The sequence below is a fragment of the Nocardia jiangsuensis genome, from assembly GCF_042650385.1.
Classification (GTDB): domain Bacteria; phylum Actinomycetota; class Actinomycetes; order Mycobacteriales; family Mycobacteriaceae; genus Nocardia; species Nocardia jiangsuensis.
Map to the genome: position 1 here is coordinate 195,005 of NZ_JBHSAX010000003.1, position 18,961 is coordinate 213,965.

Sequence of the window (18,961 nt, forward strand, 5' to 3'; positions counted from 1 at the left end):
GGTGAGCCTAGAGCGCCGTGGCCGCCGCGAGCGGAATCTCCAGCTCCGCCGCGGTGAGCGAGCCGTGGTGGCCGAGCATGGCCGACTGGATCGGCTCCGCGCCGGTGCGCACCACGCCCCTGGTGCCCGTCGCGACCACGACCAGGTCGCCGATCCGGGGCCGCACCGCGTCGGCCACCACCGGCCCGAACCAGCCGCGCTCGATCACCTCGTCCCTGGTCAGCACGGTGAAATCCGCGCCGAGGGTCGCGCTCCAGGCCGCGGCGACGTCGGCGGTGGCGCCGTCCGCGGTGTAGACGTACCTGACCCGGGGCTCACCGGCCAGCAGCGCGACCCCGTCGCGCAGCGCGGGCTCGGTGTCGGCGTCCACGCTGCCGGTGTGCGCGATCATGCCGTGGTCGGCGGTGACCAGCAGCGCCGAGCGCGGCGGCAGCCGCTCGGCGATCTCGGCCACGATCCGGTCGGTGTGCGCGAGCTCCCCGCGCCAGGCCCGCGAGCCCGGCCCGCGCAGGTGCCCGGTGGTGTCCAGGTCGGCGTGGTAGGCGTAGACCAGCGCGCGCGGCCCCGCCTCCAGCGCCGTGAGCACCCCGTCCACCAGGTCGCCGACCGACACCTCCAGCCGGAATTCGCAGCCGCGCAGCACCGCCCGGCTCAACCCGGAGCCGTTCTGGTAGCCGGGCGCCACCTGGGTCACGGTGACCCCGTGCGCCGCCGCCCGCTCGAAAGCCGTTGCGTGCGGCTGGAATTCCTCCGGCGGGAGCGCCTTCAGCAGGTCGGTCCTCGCGCCCTCGCCGTGCAGGGTCCAGCGCAGCGTGCTCACCGCGCGGTCGAAGCCGGGCACCCGGATGAGGTAACCGACCAGGCCGTGTTCGCCGGGCGGTAGCCCGGTGCCGAAGGAGGCCAGGCTGGTCGCGGTGGTGCTGGGGAAGCCCGCGGTGAGGGTGCGGCGGGGCAGCGCGGTCAGGGCCGGGGCGTCGGCGGCGTGCTCGGCGAGCTGGTGGCTGCCGAGGCCGTCGACCAGCAGCACGCAGATCCGGTCGATGGCGGGATCGAGGCCGAGTGTCAGCGCGTCGGTCTCGCCGGGCACGCCGAGCGCGGCGAGGACCGAGGGCAGCAGGTCGGCCAGGGCGCCTGCGCCGTAGCGGGGGGTCAGCAGCACGGCGCCGACTGTAGTCAGCCCGCGGCCGGGGAGGCCAGCGCGGTGAAGCTGCGCAGGATCTCGGCGACCAGCTCGTCGGCGCTGGTACCGAGCTGATCGCTGCGCTTGGCGAGCTGCCCGTCCAGCCAGAGCGCGGCGAGGCCGTGCGCCAGCGCCCAGAAGGTGACCGCCAAGGTCTCCGCGCCGCGCTCGGGCAACGCTCCGGCCGCGACACACTCCGCGATGGTGCCGGTGAGCACGGCGAAGGCGGCGTCACCGGCCACCGTGGCGTCCGGGTGCTTCTCCGGCTGGGAGAGCTCGGGGCGGAACATGAGCCGGAAGTGTGCCGGGTGCTCGCGGGAGAAGCGGACGTAGGCGCTCGCCAGCGCGGTGAGCGCGGCCAGCGGATCGGGCGCGGCGGCGCGCGCGGCGGAGAGCTCGTCCGCCAGCAGCTGGAAACCCTGCACCGAGAGCGCGGAGAGCAGCGCCGAGCGGTCGGGGAAGTGGTGGTAGGGCGCGCCTGTGCTCACCCCGGCCTCGCGCGCGACCCGGCGCAGGCTCACCGCGGCCAGCCCCTCCGACTCCAGTAGCCGCAGGCAGGCCGCCATCAGGGCATCGCGGAGCGCTCCGTGGTGATAGGTGGTCCGCCGCACCCGATCAGCGTAGTGGACAGCCCGTCTGAGCGATGCTTAGATTAATTGAGCGGCGCTCAGATCGACGCCGCCAGCGTACCGGAGGAGACCCCGATGACCCCCCGCATCCTCGTCACCGGCGCGACCGGATTCGTCGCCGGACACTGCATCGCCGAACTCCTGCGCACCGGGTACGCGGTCCGCGCCACCGTGCGCGACGCGGCCGCCACCGGTAAGCGTGCACACCTGACCGCGCTCGGCGGCGATCTCGAGTTCGCCGAGGCCGACCTGCTCGCCGACACCGGCTGGGCCGAGGCGATGACCGGAGTCGAGGGCGTACTGCACGTCGCCTCGCCGTTCCCCTCCGCGCCGCCGAAGCACGAGGACGACCTCATCCGCCCCGCCGTCGACGGCACGCTGCGGGTGCTGCGCCACGCCGCGGCCGCCGGGGTGCGCCGGGTGGTGCAGACCTCGTCCACCGCCGCCATCGTCTACGGCCACGGCGACGACGGGGTGCGCACCGAGGCCGACTGGACCGTGGTCGAGAAGGCGACCGCCTACCCGAAGAGCAAGGTGCTCGCCGAGCGCGCCGCCTGGGATTTCGCCGCCGCGCACCCGGACGGCCCCGAGCTGGTCGTACTCAACCCGGGCATGATCCTCGGCCCGCTGCTCGGCGCCGCCACCAGCACCTCGCACGAACCGGTTCGCAGGCTGCTGACCCGCGAGATGCCCGGCATGCCGAAGGTCACCTGGGTTCCGGTCGACGTCCGCGACCTCGCCGTCGCGCACCGGCTCGCCCTGGAGACCCCCGCCGCTGCGGGCAACCGCTACATCTGCGCAGGCGACTCGCTCTCCTTCGCCGAGATCGCGCGGGTGCTCGACGAGGAGTTCGGCTCGCGCGGCTACCGCATCCCGAACCGGACCATCCCGGACCTGGTGGTGCGCACCGTCGCGCTCTTCGACCGCGGTGTGCGGCTCACGGTTCCGAATCTCGGTATCCGCGAGCGGGTCAGTGCGGACAGGGCCCGTAGCGAGCTGGGTTGGAGCATGCGGCCGGTGCGCGAGTCCATCGTCGACACCGCCGAGAGCCTGATCCGCGCCGGGGTGGTGCCCGCGTGATCACCACTATCGTGCTGACCGCGGTCGGAGTGCTGCGCCGGTCGCGGATCGGTGACGAGCCATCGCAGGTCGCGAAAGTATCTGCGCAGCAGAGCGGTTCGGTCCGCAACCCGGGACGGGTTTACGCGCCGGCAGCCTCCGCGGTGGCATTGCCCGCCGCGGCGCCGGCGTTCACCTGCTGATGCCCCACGGGCCCACCGGTGGCGTGCGAGCTCCCGCTCACGACCGGTGTGCTGCGGACCCGGATCGCACGGCTCTCGTCGGCTCGACCACGTCGCGGTGAGGAGGGTGACGGCGCTGTAGGGCCGATCGCCGGGATTTCGGGGGTCCGGTTGCGGCCCGGAGGCTCCGGCGTGCATCCGGGGGGGGCAACCGGTCGAGCCGGGCTGCTGCGGTCAGGATCGACTCCACGTACCTGGTGTCCCATCCGTGGTTTTCGAAGAATGCGAGACCGTCGGCAGGCAGGAAGGTCCAGGGCGCGTGGCGCAGGAGTTACTGGTGCCGGTCGGCCATCAGCGCGGCCACGACCGCGGTGCTGAAGTCCAGGCACCAGCCCGCCACGCCGGGATGGCGCAGGGTCTCGGCCAGGTCGACGACTTCCGGTGGGGTGAGGTACATGACCAGACCTTCGGTGATCACCGGGGCGCGGTGGCTGTTGCCGAGCGTCGCCTCGAGGAAGGTGGTCAGCGCTGCGGTGTCGGTGACATCCAGGCCGACTCGTCGCAGTCGGCATCGGGGTTCGGCGTGTGCGAGCAGAGCGGTCTTCTCGGCGATCAGCGGGGGTAGGTCGAGCTCGATCCACTGCAGATCGGTCGGGAGCGCCATTCGGTAGGGGCGGGCGTCGAGCCCGGCGCCGAGGTTGATCACCACATCGCATTCCGCAGCGAGGCTCGCGGTGACCTGATCGTCGATGAGCTTGGTGCGGGTGATGAGGAACCAGTCGTCGGCGATGGCCTGCGCGGTAGCAGCCGCGATCTCCCGTCCCCGCGCTCCGGCCAAACCGGCCGCGGAGCGTCGTCGTGGTCACCGAGGGGCCGTGGCGGGTGGTCGCCTACTTCCACGTCACCGAGGTCAGGAACGCGACAGCCCGCGACCCGCGCCCGGTGCGCCCGGGATCGCCGCCGATCCTCTGATTCGCTCGCACCCGTAACCCAGGGTCGCGACCCGGCCGGGTCGTGCGGCTGTATTCCGCGGGGGCTGCACGATCTCGCCGGACACGAGCACGATCAAGCCGCGGCCCAGCTGCGGTAGAGCGAGGGAGGCACTCCGCACGCCGTGGGCCACGCGCGACAGAAGTGCGCGGAGTCGAAGAACCCGGCGTCGTGGGCAATTCGCGTCATGGAGTCGCCGGTGTTGCGAAGGCGGTACCCGGCCGTCGTGATCCGGACTGCCCGGCGCAGCGCGCGAAAGGTCACCTGCTCGGCCGTGAGCGCGCGCTGCAGCGAACGACGGCGGCACCCAGCGCCTCGACGACGTCGTCCACACTCGCCCACGGGGTGTCGTAGAGCCGGGTGAGCACGTCCCGGACCGCGTCGGCGCTCCCGCCGAGGTTGTCCTGCAGCGTGAGCAGCCGCCGCGGTTCGTCGGGCGCGCGATTGCGGGTCAGCCAGCCGAAGGCGAGCGCCATGATCGCCGCGCTCCGCTCGTCACCGGAGCTGCGCTCGAGCCGTGAGCCGTCCAGGCGCGAGACGACGCCGAGCGGCGCCGCGTCGTTGAACGCGTTGAATCGCGACACCACGGCCGCCCGCTCCGGCGCGCATCGCAGCAGTTCGACGACCGGATTCACATCCAGCGGCGCCCAGGTCGCCAGACCGGTCGCACAGACCGAAGAGCGCTGCGCGGCAGCGACATACGCTTCGTGCTCGACGAACCCGTCCACGGCCGTGCGCACACTGCGCGCGAAGGCAACCCGGGCACCACCGGTCGGCGGCGCCGCGCACGTGCTCAGCAGGTGATAGCTCTCGGCCACCTCGCGAGCCTGACGGTGGCGCGACCGTACAAGGCGTACCGCGACGCGGCGGGCAGCCTCGAACCATGACCATCAACCGGATCCAGAAACTGCTGGACACCCTCTACGCGGACACGCTGCGCGTCGATCCCGAAGTGCGAGCCCGCCACCGTCTCGCCGAAGGCAGCCCCGGCTTCTACGCGGCGATGCGGGAGCCGTACATGCCGGTCACGCCGGACTTCGGCCGCCTGCTCTACCTGCTCGTCGCCTGCCGGCGGCCGTCACTGGTCGTGGAGTTCGGGACCTCGTTCGGCGTCTCCACCCTGTTCATCGCCGCCGCGCTGCGCGACAACGGCGCGGGCCGCGTCATCACCACCGAGCTGGAGTCGGGCAAGGTGGCGCGGGCACGGGCGAACCTTCGTGCCGCGCAGTTGGACTCGCACGTAGAGTTCCGCGTCGGCGACGCCCGCGAGACCCTGCGCGACCTTCCCGCCGACTCCGTCGACCTGCTGTTCCTCGACGGAGAGAAATCGCTCTACCTCGCGCCGCTGCGGCAACTGGAACCCGCGCTGCGCCCGGGGACCCTTATCGTCGGCGACAACGTCGACTTCGCCGGTGCCCGCGAGTTCCGCGATCCCACCCCGGGCTATCTACGCGCGACCTTCTCGACCGAAACGCTCGGCACCAGGCGCGACCACCAGGTGCTCATGCGCAGCGGACCCGACGCGCGACGTCGTGCGATCGCGCCGTGCTGCTGCACGTCCAGGTGCTCACGCAGCGACCCCGGTGAACGCGCCGAGGTGCTCGGCCAGCACCGTGGCCGGGTCGGTGGCCGGGCGGCCGAGCAGCTCGCCGACGGTGCCGGTGATGCGGGCGTGCAGCCCGGCCTCGACGCTGCGATCGATACCGAGCGCGACCTCGGCGTAGTAGCCCGGCACCCCGCGCGCCGTCATCGCTTCGCGCATGACCGCGGGCGTTGTCGGTGTGTAGGCGATCTCGCGGCCGAGCAGGCCGGTGAGCGTCGTCGCGATCTCGGGGAGGGTGAGCGCACGCGGTCCGGTCAGCTCGTAGGCGGGGCCGCGCAGCCCGGGGTCGAGGACGAGGGCGGTGGCGACGGCGGAGATGTCGGCGGGGGCGATCATGGCGATGCGGCCGGTGGGGGAGGTGCCCGCCCAGCGGCCGGTCGCCGCGACCGAGGGGGCGGCGGTGCGCAGCAGGTTGGTGGTGAAGTAGGCCGGGCGCAGGATCGTGTGCGGCACCCCGCTGTCGGTGAGGTGCGCTTCGATCTCGGCGTGCCAGCGGCCGACCGGATTGGGCGCGTCGGGGGCGGTGTCGATGGTCGAAAGCTTGATCAGGTGCCCGAGCCCGGCCCGCACCGCCGCATCGATCACCGCCTGCTCCAGCTCGGTCTGGCGCGGGTCGGTGCCCACCGACAGGAAGGCCACCTCGACGCCGTCGAAAGCGGTTGCCAGCAGCGCCGGATCGTCCAGCGGGCCGACCCGCAGGTCGATGCCGGTGAGCCCGTCCAGCGCCTGCTCGGCGCGGGCACGGTCACGGGCCAGCGCCCGGATCGGCACCCCGGCCGCGCGCAGGCCGCGGGCGAGACCGGAGGCGACCTGCCCGGTCACGGCGGGAATCAGAACGGTCATGGAAACCCCTCATTTGGCTATAGTTGACTGAAGTCAGCTGGAGCGTAAACCGTCACGCGGTCTTCCGGCAACCGGCCGCACTGTGATCGAGCGGTGCTGACACCCGACGCATTCGACGACAACGAGAAGGCGAGGTTCGCGGCCACGCGCACCGACGCCGCATGCCGAGCCGAATCGATCCCCGATGATCCGTCGAGCGGATACGCGCTCTGGTGCTGTTCGAGGAGCCCGCACCGGGAAGCTCCTACTCGGCAGGCAACCGAACCGATGCGGCGGTCGCCGGCGCCTTCATCGACTGGTACGTCAGCGCCGGTGTGCTCGACGGCGCCCGCAAGGCGCGCTTCGCCGAGGACCTGCACGGGGCCGCGATCACGGCGAGAACCCGCGACGACGGGCGCCTGGTGATCACCTCCTGTGTCATCCACGAGGTGCCCGAGGGGCGGTGGGCCCAGAACGGGGCCATCCGCCGCCTGCCCGAGATCGCCTCCCTCGGCAGCCTCCAGCAGCTGGCCGCCATCCGGTGACGATCAACCGCGCAGACACTCTGGCACAGGCCATGATCGGCAGGCCCGGATCGCGATACCGCGTGCCGACACCCGCCCTGATGCTGGACGAGGCCGTGCTCGACGCCAATATCGCCGCGATGGCCGAGCGTGTGCGCGGCCGAGTCGCCCTGCGCCCGCACGCCGAGACCCACAAGAGTGCCTGGATCGCCCGCAAGCAGATCGCGCACGGCGCGGTAGGCGTGTGCTGCGCGAAACCGGGGGAGGGTGCGGGGCGTACTGCTCACCCCTCCGCTGGTCGACACCACCGCACCGGCTCGATCGTGCGAGGTGGCGGGAGCCGATCCGGACCTGGTGTGCGTGATGGATCATCCCGATCCGGCCACCGCCCTCGCCGCGGAAAGCCGACCGCCGCCATCTCCAGGTCTCGGTCCTGATCGACGTCGATGTGGGCCTCATGCGCGCCGGCGTCGCCTCTACCGGTCAGGCGGTCGCACTGGCGGAGCACATCGCGGGCTATCCCTCGCTCACCCTGGCCGGTGTGCAGGGCTACGGCGGACACTGGCAGCACATCGCGGGCTATCCGACCCGCCGGGACGCGGTGCGCGCCGGGATGCTCCGGCTCACCGCCGTCGTCACCGCGCTGCGCGAGGCCGGCCATCGCGTCGAACTCGTCACCGGCGGCGGAACCGGCACCGTCGCAGCCGATCTCGAGAGGGACGTGCTCACCGAACTGCAGCCCGGCTCCTACGTGTTCAAGGACGCTCAGTACGCCGACGCGCTGGCCGACGACGCCGACGGCGCGTTCGGCACCAGTCTCCGGGTGTCGAGTCAAGTGGTGAGCGTGAACGCCGCCTCGATCGTCACCGTCGACGCCGGGTTGAAGGCCTTCGCCACCGAGGGTCCGGCACCACGTCCTGCTCCCGGCCGCTTCGCCGGCTCTGCCTACGCGTTCTTCGGAGACGAGCACGGCGCGGTGAGCCGCCCGCCGGGAATCGAGGTTCGCCTCGGCGAGCGGGTCGAACTCGTGACACCGCACTGCGATCCCACCGTCGACCGATACGACAGCTACCACGTCGTCTCCGTGACGGCCATCATCGCAATCGACGCCGCCCGCGCCAGCCGATAACCCCGGCTTGCCGACCGGTGCAGTGACGTGGGCAAAGGCTCAGGCCCTCCGGCGCCGCCCGGATCGTGCCTCGCGCGGGTGGCGTGAACGGCAGGGTGCGCGCCTCTCATCCCGCCGTCGCGCTGAGCGATCCGAGGATCTCGGCGGCGGTCTCCACCCGGGTGATCGCCCCCACGCCGCGGCCCGCGTCCACCGGCGCGGTCGCCGGATCGGCGGCGCGCGAGCGGAGTTCGACGCGGGCGGCATGGTCGGTGCGGAGGTCGTCCTCGTGCCCGGCCCAGCGGTCGGTGGCGGGGTCGCGCAGCACGCGGGACGGGAATCGGGCAGGCCAGGGGAGACCGGCCGCGATGTCATAGGTGCTGGTCAGGACGGTGTCGTCGGCGGTGGCGGCGATCAGGGCGCGCCGGCCGGGTTCGGGAAGCAGCGATTCGGCGCAGGCCGCGAAGCGGGTGCCGATCCACGCCCCGGACGCCCCGGCAGTCAGGACCGCCGCGAGGTCGGCCGCGGTGGCGATCCCGCCTGCCGCCAGAACCGGGATCGGGACGGCGGCGAGCACCTCGTCCAGCAGCGGCCGCAGCTCGGGGGCGGCCGTCCCGTGGCCGCCGCCCGCCGCACCCCGCGCCACCAGGACGTCGACTCCGGCATCGTGCGCACGCTTCGCCTCGTCGGCGGAGTACACCTGGGTGGCGGTGCGGATGCCGTGCGCGCGGGCCGCCGCCACCCAGGACAGGTCGGTGCCGAAGCTCACCGAGAGCAGCCGCGGCCGCGCGGCGAGCGCCTGCTCGAGCAACTCCGGTTCGGCGCGGAGTACCCAGTCGACGACGCCGATGCCGACACCCTCGCCCGCAGCCGCCAGCTCGGTGCGCAGCGCCGCCGCCGAACCGGCGCTGCCCATGCCGATCATCCCGAGACCACCGGCCGCGTGCACCGCCGCGGCCAGCCGGCCACCCGCCACCCCGCCCATGGGGGCATTGACCACTGGAACGCGTAACCCGAGTTCGCGCGCCCACGCCGTCGTCCGCATGGATTCAGTGTGCGCGCTACACCAGGACCAGCTCGACCATGTCGATCACCGGCCGGTAGCCGATGCGCTGGTAGATCTTGTTCGAGGTGGGATTGGCGAGGTCGGTGAAGAGGCAGACCCTGGCACCGGCCGCGGCGAGCACGCGGGATGCCTCGGCGACGGCGGCCGATGCCCAGCCGCGGCCGCGCTGCTCGGGCGGGGTGTAGACCGGGCCGATCCGAGCCACGCCGGAGGCCGGGGGGTTGACGCCGGTCAGGTGCACCGGTTGCCCGTCGTGCTCCCAGAACCGGAGCCTGCCCTTCTCGATCCGGTAGCCGATGTCGTCCGCGACCGGCTCGCCGCGCTCCTCGTCCGGCCCGTGCCCGGACTCGGCGGCGATATCGGCGTTGAACGCGCCGAGCCACCTCCCGGCGAGCTCCGCCTCCTCCGGCCGCGCGGCCCGCAGCGCGCCCGGCACGCCGAGCGGTGGTTCCAGGGTGCCGAGCTCGAAGAGCCGGGTCCGCACCCGGGTCTCGACCCTGCCGCGCCCCGCCAGCCGGGCCAGCTCGGTGAGCAGATCGGCGGCGACCGGCAGGACGCCGTGCGCGGCGGTGAGCTGCTCGCCGCGCGCGTGCAGTACCCGCGCGAGCTCGAGCGTGGCCGCGGCGGGCATGGGGAGCAGGTAGGCGGGGCGGCGGCCGAACGTCGCGGTGCGCATCGCGGCCCCGACCACCTCGGTTCCGTTCCGGACGGTCAGGAACCACTGGTCGTCCGGGAGCGGGACACCGTCGGCGCGCTGCGTCACCTGACGGTCGGCGAGCGTGGCCACCACCGTGGTCAGGACCGGGTCGGTGGCCAGGTAGGACCCCGCCGAGGCGAGGAAGGCGGCGGCGTCCGGGGTGAACTGCAGCTCCATGCGTCGACGGTAGCGAGCGGTACGGGCTCGGCGCCAAGGGTTTACAGGCGCCAGCTGTCCACGGTGGTGGCCCACAGGTCGTGGTCGCGGCGCTGCCCGCCCACGGTCAGGTAGCCGGCCATGGTCCCCTCGCGGACGAACCCGAGCCGCGCCGCGAACCGCGCCGCGCGCTCGTTCTGCACGCTCACCGGCGCCGCGACCCGGACCAGCCCGAGCGGGCCGAAGGCGTGCGCGAGCACCAGCCGCCCCGCGACCAGCGCGGTGCCCGGCTCGGCCAGCCCGGCATCCACCCAGATCCCGGCCTCGCCGCGCCGGTCGTGCTCCTCGACCCGCAGTTCGCACTGCCCGGCGAACCGCCCGTCGACCTCGATCACCACGCTCAGCAGCGTGCCGAGCCGGGCACCCCAGCGCGCGGTCAGCCAGTGCTCGGCCCAGGCGCGGTCGGTGTGCTGGGAGCCCCAGCCGCGGCCGGTGCTCACCCAGAACGGCTCGATCGCCTCCCGGTTGCGCAGCCGCGCCCTGCGCCAAGCCGGTGCGTCGGTGAGCCGGGGCGGCCGCACGTGCACGGTGCTGCCGCACGGCGCGACCTCGGTGACGTCCAGTGCGAGCCCGGCGCTGCCCGCCGCCTGCGCGAGGCGGCGCAGCGGCCGCAGATGGAACCGGGCGATCGATACCGCGACGCCGGGATCGGCCAGCACCCGGAGCCTGCCCGCCGCCTCGCTCACGCGCCGCGCGCGGCCCCGATGCCGCGGTGCCGTGTCCGGTATGACCTGTTCAGCGCGGGTTCTCCGGAGTCGGGGCACGGCGTCGGCGCAGTCACGCCCGCCACAGTAGCCGCGTGCGGGCGGGCCGGGAACGACGGGACTTTTCCCGGCCCGCCCGCGGTTGTAGGGGAAGTCTGAACGAGGAGGTCGTGTGGCACAGGAGTACAACCGCAACCCCGCGGCACTGTCGGCGCTCTCGCCGGAGCAGTACCGTGTGACCCAGGAGAACGGCACCGAGCGTGCGTTCACCGGCGAGTACTGGGACAACCACGAGCCCGGGCTCTACGTGGACGTCGTCTCCGGTGAGCCGCTGTTCGCGTCGGTCGACAAGTTCGAGAGCGGGAGCGGGTGGCCGAGTTTCACCCGACCGATCGACGCGCACAACGTCGTCGAGAAGAAGGACTTCAGCCACCTGATGATCCGCACCGAGGTGCGCTCGGCGCACGGCGACAGCCACCTCGGCCATCTGTTCACCGACGGCCCTCGCGACGAGGGCGGTCTGCGGTACTGCATCAACTCGGCGGCGCTGCGCTTCGTCCACCTCGATCAGCTCGAGGCGGAGGGATACGGGCAGTACACCGCTCTGTTCACGAAGGAGGAGGCGTGACCGACACGCGTAGGGCGATTCTGGCAGGCGGGTGCTTCTGGGGCATGGAGGACCTGGTCCGCAGGCAGCCGGGGGTGCTGTCGACCCGCGTCGGCTACACCGGCGGCCGCAACGACCACCCCACCTACCGCAACCACCCCGGCCACGCCGAGGCGCTGGAGATCGTCTACGACCCGGCGCAGACCGACTACCGGGCGCTGCTGGAGTTCTTCTTCCAGATCCACGATCCGTCCACGAAGGACCGGCAGGGCAACGACATCGGCACCAGCTACCGGTCGGCCATCTTCTACCTGGACGACGACCAGAAGCAGGTCGCGCTGGACACCATCGCCGACGTGGACGCCTCCGGGCTCTGGCCGGGCAAGGTCGTCACCGAGGTGACGCAGGCGAGCGAGTTCTGGGAGGCCGAGCCGGAGCACCAGGACTACCTGATCCGCTACCCGAACGGCTACACCTGCCACTTCCCGCGTCCGGGCTGGAAGCTGCCCAAGCGCGCGAACGCCTGATCCGGTAGGCACGGCGGCGGCCTCGGCGACCACGCCGGGGCCGTTTCGCGTGTCGGGGGGCGAGCAGGTCGCGTCCGGCCGGGGTGCGCGCGTGGTCGACCCGCGGCGCGGCGGTGCCGTCGTCGAAGCGGGCGACCGCTCCAGTGCGCGCAGGGTGCGGGTGAGCACGGTGTAGCTGATCCCCCGCGCACTCGTAAGTGCGTACTCCCGGGAGTACCGAGGTGTGCGAGCAGGTGCTCGGCACCGGCTAGGCTGCTGCGTTCATGGCACTGAGCGCGACCCTGCACACCTTCGCGGTGCACCTGGCCGATGTCGACCGCGGCGTCTACGAGGAGTGGGAGACGCGCGTGGCGCGGCATCCTTCGGAGACCGCCGAGTTCATGATCACCCGGCTGCTCGCCTACTGCCTGGAGTACCGGGAGGGGATCGCGTTCAGCGACGGCGGCGTCTCCTCCACCGACGAACCCGCCGTGCTCGCCCGCGACCACACCGGCCGGATCACCGCCTGGATCGAGGTCGGCGCCCCGGACGCCGAGCGGGTGCACCGGGGCAGCAAACTCGCCGAGCGGGTCGCCGTCTACACCCACCGCGACCCGGTCAAGGTGCTCGCCCAGCTCACCGGTAAGAAGGTGCACCGGGCGGCGGAGATCCCGATCCGCGCCCTCGACCGCGAGTTCGTCGACACCGCGGCCGGGTTGGTGCAGCGGCGCAACACGCTGAGCGTCTCGGTGACCGAGGACGTGCTCTACGTCGAGCTGAACGGCACCGACCTGAGCTCGCCGGTCACCGACCACCGGATCGAGTGAGGGGTCGTCGATCGCCGAATCAGGCGGCGGGCGAGCGGGCCGCGACGCCTACGGTTTCGCGCAGCGTGAACGGCGCGCTACCACGCACGGGGGAGTACACCGGACGGCTGCGCCCCGGTCTTCTTCGACTGAGCCGCAGCGACTTTCAGGCCGGGTCGATCCGGAACGGCGCGAGCCGATCGGCGGCGGCCTCCAGTTCATCGGCCGAGCCGGTCCGCACCACGCCGGCGTCCAGCATCATCGCCACCCCGCGCGGCACCTGCTCGGCGAAGGCGCGCAGGATCGGCCCGCGCTCGGCGACCGGGATCTCCACCATGCGCGCGGTGCGGGTGCGGCGCCCGCTGCGCAGCTCGACGGTGTCCGCGGCGCGCACGTTGTGCGCCCACGCCGAGCCGGGGATGCCGCTCAGCACGTACTCGGCGCCGTCCACCCGGAACGGGGTCACCGGGGTGCTGCGCGGCTGCCCGCTCTTGCGGCCCCGCACCGTCAGCACGGTGACCGGGCCCAGCGCGATGCCCACCCGCTGCAACCCCTTGACGACGACATTGAAGAACCGCACCTTGCGGGGCAGCGCGACCTGATTCATTCTTCCTCCAGCTCCGGCCAGGCGAGCGCGCCCGACTCCAGTTCGGTGACGATGCCGTCCAGCCACGCCAGTTCGGCGCGCCGCACGGCCTGGGCGTACTCGGCTTCGAGCAGCACCGCGCGCGGGACCGCGGCGGCCGTGGCCACACCCAGATCGGCGTCGACATCCGCGATCCGGGCGGTGAGCGCCGCCGCCCGGCGGCGCAGCAGCGCCACCACCTCGGGGGCGGGCAGGTGCAGGGCGTGCGCGAGCCCGGCCGGGAACACCGGGAACTCCTCCGCCTGCTCGGCCAGGTACTCGCGCAGCTGCTCGGTGAGCTGCACCCGGCCCGCCGCGGTGATGGCGTAGACGGTGCGCTCCGGGCGGGCGCCGTTGCGATCCGAGCCCACCGCCTCGATCAGTCCGATGCCGTCGAGGCGGGCGATGGCGTCGTAGAGCGAGCCACCGCGCAGCCGCACCACGTCGCCGACGTGGCGCTGGCGGATCAGCGCCTGCATCTCGTACGGGTGCCGCGGGCACTCGGCGAGCAGGCTCAGCACCGCGAGGGTGAGCGGGGTGCGGGCGGCGCGGGGCGGCATCAACGGCCCTTCGGTCGAAGTCGAATAACCGAGTTCGACTATACGGGTGTGAGCAGCGTGCCGGAAGATCATCCGAGAACCACCCGTAACACCAACCCCTCGGATACCGACGTGCCTGGTGACATACGGCCCGTCGGGGGGCCAGTCCGTCCGCTTGTCGATCAGGAACGGATACCGGGATGCCTCTCAGGGATTTCTTCGCGCGCCACCGCATCGCCACCGCGGTGATCGCACCCGCCACGCTCGGCGTGGTCGCCATCGTGGCGGCCACCTGGGCCATCAGCGCGCCGGGGCGCGACGACGCCACCCAGCTCACCAGCTCGGTGACCGAGTGCCACGACATGGTGACCATCTCGGTCGCGGGCCGCAACGACGCGCCCGCCGAGGACAGCACGAAACTGCTGGTCGACGCCGACGGCAAGCCGCTGCCCGCCGCGCTCGCCGGTGACCACAACAGCGAATGGGTCGACCCGGTGGTCAACGCGCCCGACGGTGCCGTCGACCCGGACTCCTACGCCGCCGTCTACATCGCCTACCCCGCGGACATGTCCAGCTACGAGGACGCGGTCGAGACCGGGGTGGCGAACACCAAGCAGGTCATGACCGAGATCAGCGCCGCCTGCCCGGACACCCGCTTCGCCATCGTCGGCTACAGCGAGGGCGCCGACGTGGTGCGCCGGGTCGCCATGGAGATCGGCAACCAGCAGCCGGGCGCCGACGGCGAGTACGGCATCGTGAACCCGGACGACGTGGTCGGCGTGGTGATCCTCGCCGACTCCGGCCGCTCGCCCGGCGACGGCCCGTTCATCGGCGCGGACAACGCCTGCAGCAACCCCGACGGCTTCGACCAGAAGTACCAGGGCGCGACCTGCACCCCGGCCTCCGGGCAGGGCGCGGTCGCGGGCACCCTCGGCGGCTTCGGCGCGCTCGACGGCAAGATAGCCTCGTTCTGCTCGGACGGCGACCTGACCTGCGCCGCCCCGGAGAACATCTCGCTGCTGCAGCTCGTGGTGAACGTGGGCAGGCAGCTCGACGTCGACCGGCTGCAGGCCGAGGGGCTGACCCCGGCCACCGGCGGCGACGTCGCGGTGGCGCTCGGCCGGATCGCGCTGGCCGCCTTCGCCGACATCCAGGCTCAGGGCCTCGGCACCTGGATGCAGAGCGACGAGACCTTCCTCGACGTGCTGCTCCGGGTCTCCGATCCGCAGTACGACCCGGCGGCCGCGCCGCAGAAGCCGGCCAAGGCCGACACCATCGCCGCGGACACGCTGTCACCGCTGGCCTACCTGCCGCAGAAGATCCTGGACGAGATCATCGGGCTGATCGCCACCAACGAGAACACCATCCCGGTGGTCATGAGCGATCCCTACCAGCTCACCCTCGGCCCGGACCACACCGGCCACCACTTCGACTACTGGGACGACGCCGACCCGAACAACGACCGGCCGCTCACCTCGGCCCAGTACGCCGCCGCCTGGCTGACCCACCTGGCCAAGCAGGCCCAGGCCGGGGAGCCGGTGGAGACCAAGGCCAAGCCGCAGCCCGAGGACTTCGCCACCGTGCAGGCCGCCGTCCAGAGCACAACGGCCAAGCCGACGGCGACGACCACCGCCAGGCCGAGCGGGACGACCACGACGCCGAGCACCACCGCGGGCAGCACGACCGCGGGGACGACCACCCCCGGAGCGGGCGCGGTGACCACGACGCCGCCCGCGCCGGTCACCACCCCGCAGGTCGCGGCGCCGCCGACCACGACGCCGCCGGCGGCGACGACGACCGGCTCCGCCGCCACCACGACCGAATCGCCGACGTCGACCACGACCGGCGCGCGCTGAGCGGAACCGAACCGGCGGCCCCGTCCTCGGACGGGGCCGCCGTCGTCGCACCGTGGTAGAAGTACCGTCCGAGCCCGACGGGGGAGGCGAGCACCCCGTGGAGCGAGTGCTCGACGGTGGCCGCGAAGGGCGAGCCGGTGCGTCTTGCGGGTCAGTTCAGCGTGAACGACGCGGTCGGGGCGGAGCCTTCACCCTCGGCGCCGAGTGCGTTGTAGGAAAGGGTGTAGGCGCCGGTGCCGGGGGAGTCGACCACGAAGACCGCGAAGTTGTCCGGTTTGTCGATGGTCTGACCGGCGGCGAGCAGTTCGTTGATCGGGCCCTTGAAGTCGGCGGGCACGGTGCGGCCGTCGGGGGTGCGCACGCTGAAGTACTGGTAGTAGATGTTGGCGCCGCCCGCGGGGATCCCGGCGCCGCCGGTGAGCGTGACGTGCAGCGAGAGGTCGGACCTGCCCCGGTCGCCGGTGCTGTAGCTGGGGTGGAGGGTGGCGCCGGTGATCGTGGCGGTGGTGTCACCCTGGGTGAGCGTGGCCGAGATCGGGAAGCTGCGCGGCTGCACGCTCTGCACCTTCTCGTCGGCCTCCAGCGGGATGATGGTCTGGTTGTCGGTGGCGGTGCCGTAGACGATGGTCAGGGTGTCGATCAGGTGCTCGGCGTCGTCCAGCGACCGCACCGGGGTGGAGGCGCTGCCCTTGCCCTTCCCGCCCGCGGCGACGGTCGGGCTGTCGAAGGTGGCGCCGCCGTCGAGTTCGCCGTTGACCAGCAGGGTCGGGGTGAGGCCGAGCATGCGGTCGGTGAGGCCGGTGTTGGCGTAGGTGAGGTCGACGGTCACCTCGGCGCCGCCGTACTGGTCCGGGACCACGGTGGCCCGGTCCACGGTGATGGTGAAGTCGTCGTACCAGCCGGTCTTGCCGATGGTGCGGACGGTCGACTGCCCCGAGCGGCCGCCCGGCGCAGGCGTGCCCGCCGCGGGAGTGGCGGCGGCCGGCGGGGAGGCCGGGGTCGCGGTGCCGACCTCGTCGTCGCAGGCGGTCAGGGAGAGCACGGCGATGGCGAGGGCCGCCGCGGTTGCGGATATCCGGACGAGGGGAGTTGGCACGGCTGCCTCCAGGGAATGCGAATCCGTCCGGCGGGGTCCGGGTCCGGGCGCGCGGCGGGTTCCGCTCGAAGATATCCCCGCGCGCGCCCGCTGTTAACCGGAGCGCGCAGGCCCGGTCAGCGCCGCGGCGCGGTGTAGTCGATCAGCTTGTCCGCGTTGGACAGCGAGGTCACCACGCAGGTGCCGAGCGGGCCGCTGCGGTCGTACAGGGTCGCGGTGCCGACGGAGACGCCGTCGGTGGCGAGCGAATCCTCCGCGCGCAGCCCGAGCTCGAAGCCGATCGGCAGCCGGGAGAGCGTCAGCGTCATGTCGGCGTTGATGTAGCCGGCGCCTGCCGAACTCCAGTGGCAGATGTGGTTGGCGGTGTCGCCGACCATGGCGGCGTGCTGGAACGGGGTCAGCTTCTCCCCGGCGACCAGCGCGGGCATGGCGTGCCAGGAGATCTTGCGGTCGGCGTTCTGGTGGTCGCCGTACTCGCGGGACCAGTCCCGCTCGCCGCTGCGGAACAGCGGGCGCCCGCCCTCCGGCGGCACGATGCCGACCGGAGGCACCGGCAGTTCGCGCCGCGGGCGCCAGAGCTGCCCCGGCGGCTCGGCGCCGGTGCTCAGGAAGACCACGGTCGAGCGGGCGCGGACCTCGCCGTCCTGCACGATGCTCGCGTCCGCGACGGTGATCCGTCTGCCCGAGCGCACCACCTCGCTCCGCACGGTGATCGGCCGGTCCCGCACCGGGCGGAACAGATCGGCGGTCATCCGGGCGGGCACGAACCCCTCCGGGCAGTACCGCTCGACCTCCCGCGCCATCAGCCCGCACACGCCGGGGCCGCCGAGGTGCCCGCCGCCCCAGCCGCTGCGCGCGATCGGCTCCGGGATCACCGCGTCACCGTCCGGTGTGAAGAAGCTGACCATCGATCCTCCTGTGCTGGGATGATCGACATTACCCAGTCTCGGACAGGCGTCCATCACCGTCCCCGCGCCGGTCGTCGCCGCAGGGCGAGGTGCGCTTCGGCACGGGTTCAGTGCACCACGGCGGGGAGGGCGGCCAGCAATTCGACGGCCATGAGGTGGGCGCCCGCATCGTTGAGGTGCATGCAGTCGCCGCTGTCGAGCTCGGGGGCGAGGTGGTCGGGGCGCGCGGGATCCTCGACGGCCCGCGCGATGTCGGCGACCGAGTCGAAGACCGTCGTGGTGCGGAGCCATTCGTTGACTTCGCGGCGGATCGGGATGCCCTCGTCCACGGTGAGGTTCGGGTACTCGCAGCCGGCGAAGGGGCCGATGGTGGCGGCATGGATCGGCAGCCCGGCGTCGTGCGCGCGGCGCGCGAGTTCGGTGTAACCGGCGATCATCGCGGCGGCGGTGGGCGGCCGCTCCCCGGTGTAGCCGCCGAGGACGAGGTCGTTGATGCCGAAGTTCACCAGCACCAGGGAGATGCCGGGGACGGCGAGCACGTCGTGCTCGAAGCGGTCGAGCGCGCTCGGCCCGACCTCGGTGCGCAGCAGGCGATTTCCGGCGATGCCGAGGTTCACCGCCCAGCCGCGGCCGAGCTCCCGGTTGAGCACGTCGACGCTGCGCAGGTGCGCGTCGGGCGTGGTGCCGACGCCCTCGAACCAGGAGTCGCCGAAGGCGGCGAGTACCGGCCGCGGCTCGGCGAAGACGTCGACGGCGTCGAGGAACACCCGGTACGGCAGCCGTTCGGCGTCCGGGAGGTCGGCGTCGGCCGTCCGGTCACCGGGCACGACCAGCGCGGTCTGCCCCGGCTGGGAGGCCGCCGTCGCGGGGCCGGTCGGCTCCGGCAGGTACAGGCTCACGACCAGGTCGGCGCCTGGCTCGACCGCGACATCGACCGCATCGCTGAAGATTTCGGCTCCGGCGGGAACGGTGACCGGCTCGGCGCCGTCGAAGAGCAGCGCGTGCTCGCCGGCCCGGGCCGCGCCGACGGTGAGCGCCGTGCGGCCGAACCGGTTGCTGATCCGCACCCGGAACCGGCTGCCGCCACCGGCGAGCCGGAGGCTCTGGCGCACCGTGGCGTCGGCGAAGGTGATCGGCTCGGCCAGCCGGATCCGCTCGTGCGGACTGATCAGGCCGCCGCGGAATCCGGCGAGCCATACTGCGGAAGTGTTCACCGCTCCAGGTGTACGCCAGTATAT

General features: G+C 72.7%; 22 protein-coding genes and 1 pseudogene. 9 read left to right on the forward strand and 14 right to left on the reverse strand.

All coding sequences use genetic code 11. From position 1 onward, the window contains the following. Positions 1-7: 7 nt before the first annotated feature. Complete coding sequence (locus ACFO0B_RS02755) at positions 8-1,159, reverse strand: alkaline phosphatase family protein (protein ID WP_378610673.1); 1,152 nt, start codon at positions 1,157-1,159, stop codon at positions 8-10. Positions 1,160-1,173: 14 nt separating this feature from the next. Continuing rightward, complete coding sequence (locus ACFO0B_RS02760) at positions 1,174-1,791, reverse strand: TetR/AcrR family transcriptional regulator (RefSeq protein ID WP_378610674.1); 618 nt, start codon at positions 1,789-1,791, stop codon at positions 1,174-1,176. Positions 1,792-1,884: 93 nt separating this feature from the next. Here ACFO0B_RS02760 and ACFO0B_RS02765 point away from each other — a divergent pair, with 93 nt between their 5' ends. Beyond that, a complete protein-coding gene (locus ACFO0B_RS02765) occupies positions 1,885-2,889 on the forward strand; it encodes an SDR family oxidoreductase (protein ID WP_378610675.1) in 1,005 nt (334 codons plus the stop codon). After that, positions 2,886-3,071 (forward strand): hypothetical protein, encoded by a 186-nt coding sequence (locus ACFO0B_RS02770; RefSeq protein ID WP_378610676.1) that lies wholly within the window; start codon positions 2,886-2,888, stop codon positions 3,069-3,071. Before ACFO0B_RS02765 ends, ACFO0B_RS02770 begins: the two co-directional genes overlap by 4 nt. A gap of 310 nt (positions 3,072-3,381) precedes the next feature. On the opposite strand, the gene ACFO0B_RS02775 is transcribed toward ACFO0B_RS02770, so the two are convergent. The 3 genes from ACFO0B_RS02775 to ACFO0B_RS02785 all read right to left on the reverse strand — a co-directional run bounded on the left by ACFO0B_RS02775 (position 3,382) and on the right by ACFO0B_RS02785 (position 4,858). After that, positions 3,382-3,888 carry a class I SAM-dependent methyltransferase gene (locus ACFO0B_RS02775; protein WP_378610677.1) on the reverse strand — a complete coding sequence of 169 codons (507 nt, stop codon included), beginning with the start codon at positions 3,886-3,888 and terminating at the stop codon, positions 3,382-3,384. A 227-nt stretch (positions 3,889-4,115) separates the two neighbouring features. Continuing rightward, positions 4,116-4,382, reverse strand: coding sequence for a helix-turn-helix domain-containing protein (locus ACFO0B_RS02780; RefSeq protein ID WP_378610678.1), 267 nt, complete (start codon positions 4,380-4,382; stop codon positions 4,116-4,118). Beyond that, positions 4,301-4,858 (reverse strand): hypothetical protein, encoded by a 558-nt coding sequence (locus ACFO0B_RS02785; protein ID WP_378610679.1) that lies wholly within the window; start codon positions 4,856-4,858, stop codon positions 4,301-4,303. Before ACFO0B_RS02785 ends, ACFO0B_RS02780 begins: the two co-directional genes overlap by 82 nt. Before the next feature lie 200 nt (positions 4,859-5,058). Here ACFO0B_RS02785 and ACFO0B_RS02790 point away from each other — a divergent pair. Continuing rightward, positions 5,059-5,397, forward strand: a pseudogene (locus ACFO0B_RS02790) (O-methyltransferase); the annotation flags it as partial. 210 nt (positions 5,398-5,607) lie between these two features. Here the strand turns inward: ACFO0B_RS02790 and ACFO0B_RS02795 are convergent. Next, positions 5,608-6,486, reverse strand: a complete 879-nt coding sequence (locus ACFO0B_RS02795; RefSeq protein WP_378610680.1) for an NmrA family NAD(P)-binding protein — start codon at positions 6,484-6,486, stop codon at positions 5,608-5,610. Between the two features lie 212 nt (positions 6,487-6,698). On the opposite strand from ACFO0B_RS02795, the gene ACFO0B_RS02800 reads away from it, so the two are divergent. Then, positions 6,699-7,010, forward strand: coding sequence for a hypothetical protein (locus ACFO0B_RS02800; RefSeq protein WP_378610681.1), 312 nt, complete (start codon positions 6,699-6,701; stop codon positions 7,008-7,010). 355 nt (positions 7,011-7,365) lie between these two features. After that, positions 7,366-8,118, forward strand: a complete 753-nt coding sequence (locus ACFO0B_RS02805) for an alanine racemase (protein ID WP_378610862.1) — start codon at positions 7,366-7,368, stop codon at positions 8,116-8,118. A 106-nt stretch (positions 8,119-8,224) separates the two neighbouring features. On the opposite strand, the gene ACFO0B_RS02810 is transcribed toward ACFO0B_RS02805, so the two are convergent. Genes ACFO0B_RS02810 through ACFO0B_RS02820 form a run of 3 tightly spaced genes read right to left on the reverse strand, consistent with a single transcriptional unit; the run spans position 8,225 to position 10,762 of the window. Beyond that, positions 8,225-9,142: an NAD(P)H-dependent flavin oxidoreductase gene (locus ACFO0B_RS02810; protein ID WP_378610682.1), complete on the reverse strand. Its 918-nt coding sequence runs from the start codon at positions 9,140-9,142 to the stop codon at positions 8,225-8,227. 16 nt (positions 9,143-9,158) lie between these two features. Continuing rightward, positions 9,159-10,037 carry a GNAT family N-acetyltransferase gene (locus tag ACFO0B_RS02815; protein WP_378610683.1) on the reverse strand — a complete coding sequence of 293 codons (879 nt, stop codon included), beginning with the start codon at positions 10,035-10,037 and terminating at the stop codon, positions 9,159-9,161. A gap of 41 nt (positions 10,038-10,078) precedes the next feature. After that, a complete protein-coding gene (locus ACFO0B_RS02820; protein ID WP_378610684.1) occupies positions 10,079-10,762 on the reverse strand; it encodes a GNAT family N-acetyltransferase in 684 nt (227 codons plus the stop codon). Positions 10,763-10,952: 190 nt separating this feature from the next. Here ACFO0B_RS02820 and msrB point away from each other — a divergent pair, with 190 nt between their 5' ends. The 3 genes from msrB (at position 10,953) to ACFO0B_RS02835 (ending at position 12,720) form a co-directional block, all read left to right on the forward strand. Beyond that, positions 10,953-11,408, forward strand: a complete 456-nt coding sequence (gene msrB / locus ACFO0B_RS02825; protein ID WP_378610685.1) for a peptide-methionine (R)-S-oxide reductase MsrB — start codon at positions 10,953-10,955, stop codon at positions 11,406-11,408. Continuing rightward, positions 11,405-11,914: a peptide-methionine (S)-S-oxide reductase MsrA gene (gene msrA / locus ACFO0B_RS02830; protein WP_378610686.1), complete on the forward strand. Its 510-nt coding sequence runs from the start codon at positions 11,405-11,407 to the stop codon at positions 11,912-11,914. The genes msrB and msrA overlap by 4 nt, the downstream gene beginning before the upstream one ends. 263 nt (positions 11,915-12,177) lie before the next feature. Continuing rightward, complete coding sequence (locus ACFO0B_RS02835) at positions 12,178-12,720, forward strand: YaeQ family protein (RefSeq protein WP_378610687.1); 543 nt, start codon at positions 12,178-12,180, stop codon at positions 12,718-12,720. Between the two features lie 145 nt (positions 12,721-12,865). On the opposite strand, the gene ACFO0B_RS02840 is transcribed toward ACFO0B_RS02835, so the two are convergent. Both ACFO0B_RS02840 and ACFO0B_RS02845 read right to left on the reverse strand, forming a co-directional pair. Further along, complete coding sequence (locus ACFO0B_RS02840) at positions 12,866-13,306, reverse strand: nitroreductase family deazaflavin-dependent oxidoreductase (RefSeq protein ID WP_378610688.1); 441 nt, start codon at positions 13,304-13,306, stop codon at positions 12,866-12,868. Beyond that, positions 13,303-13,884, reverse strand: coding sequence for a PadR family transcriptional regulator (locus ACFO0B_RS02845; protein ID WP_378610689.1), 582 nt, complete (start codon positions 13,882-13,884; stop codon positions 13,303-13,305). The genes ACFO0B_RS02840 and ACFO0B_RS02845 overlap by 4 nt, the downstream gene beginning before the upstream one ends. A gap of 179 nt (positions 13,885-14,063) precedes the next feature. Between ACFO0B_RS02845 and ACFO0B_RS02850 the strand changes: the two genes are divergently transcribed. Next, the gene (locus tag ACFO0B_RS02850) at positions 14,064-15,719 is read left to right on the forward strand and encodes a cutinase family protein (protein ID WP_378610690.1); all 1,656 of its coding nucleotides are present in this window, start codon (positions 14,064-14,066) and stop codon (positions 15,717-15,719) included. Between the two features lie 151 nt (positions 15,720-15,870). Here the strand turns inward: ACFO0B_RS02850 and ACFO0B_RS02855 are convergent, their stop codons facing one another. From ACFO0B_RS02855 to ACFO0B_RS02865, 3 genes are all read right to left on the reverse strand, one after another. After that, positions 15,871-16,815, reverse strand: a complete 945-nt coding sequence (locus ACFO0B_RS02855; protein ID WP_378610691.1) for a hypothetical protein — start codon at positions 16,813-16,815, stop codon at positions 15,871-15,873. A gap of 116 nt (positions 16,816-16,931) precedes the next feature. Beyond that, positions 16,932-17,723: a thioesterase family protein gene (locus ACFO0B_RS02860; RefSeq protein WP_378610692.1), complete on the reverse strand. Its 792-nt coding sequence runs from the start codon at positions 17,721-17,723 to the stop codon at positions 16,932-16,934. 107 nt (positions 17,724-17,830) lie between these two features. After that, complete coding sequence (locus ACFO0B_RS02865) at positions 17,831-18,937, reverse strand: GDSL-type esterase/lipase family protein (RefSeq protein WP_378610693.1); 1,107 nt, start codon at positions 18,935-18,937, stop codon at positions 17,831-17,833. Between the last annotated feature and the right edge of the window lie 24 nt (positions 18,938-18,961).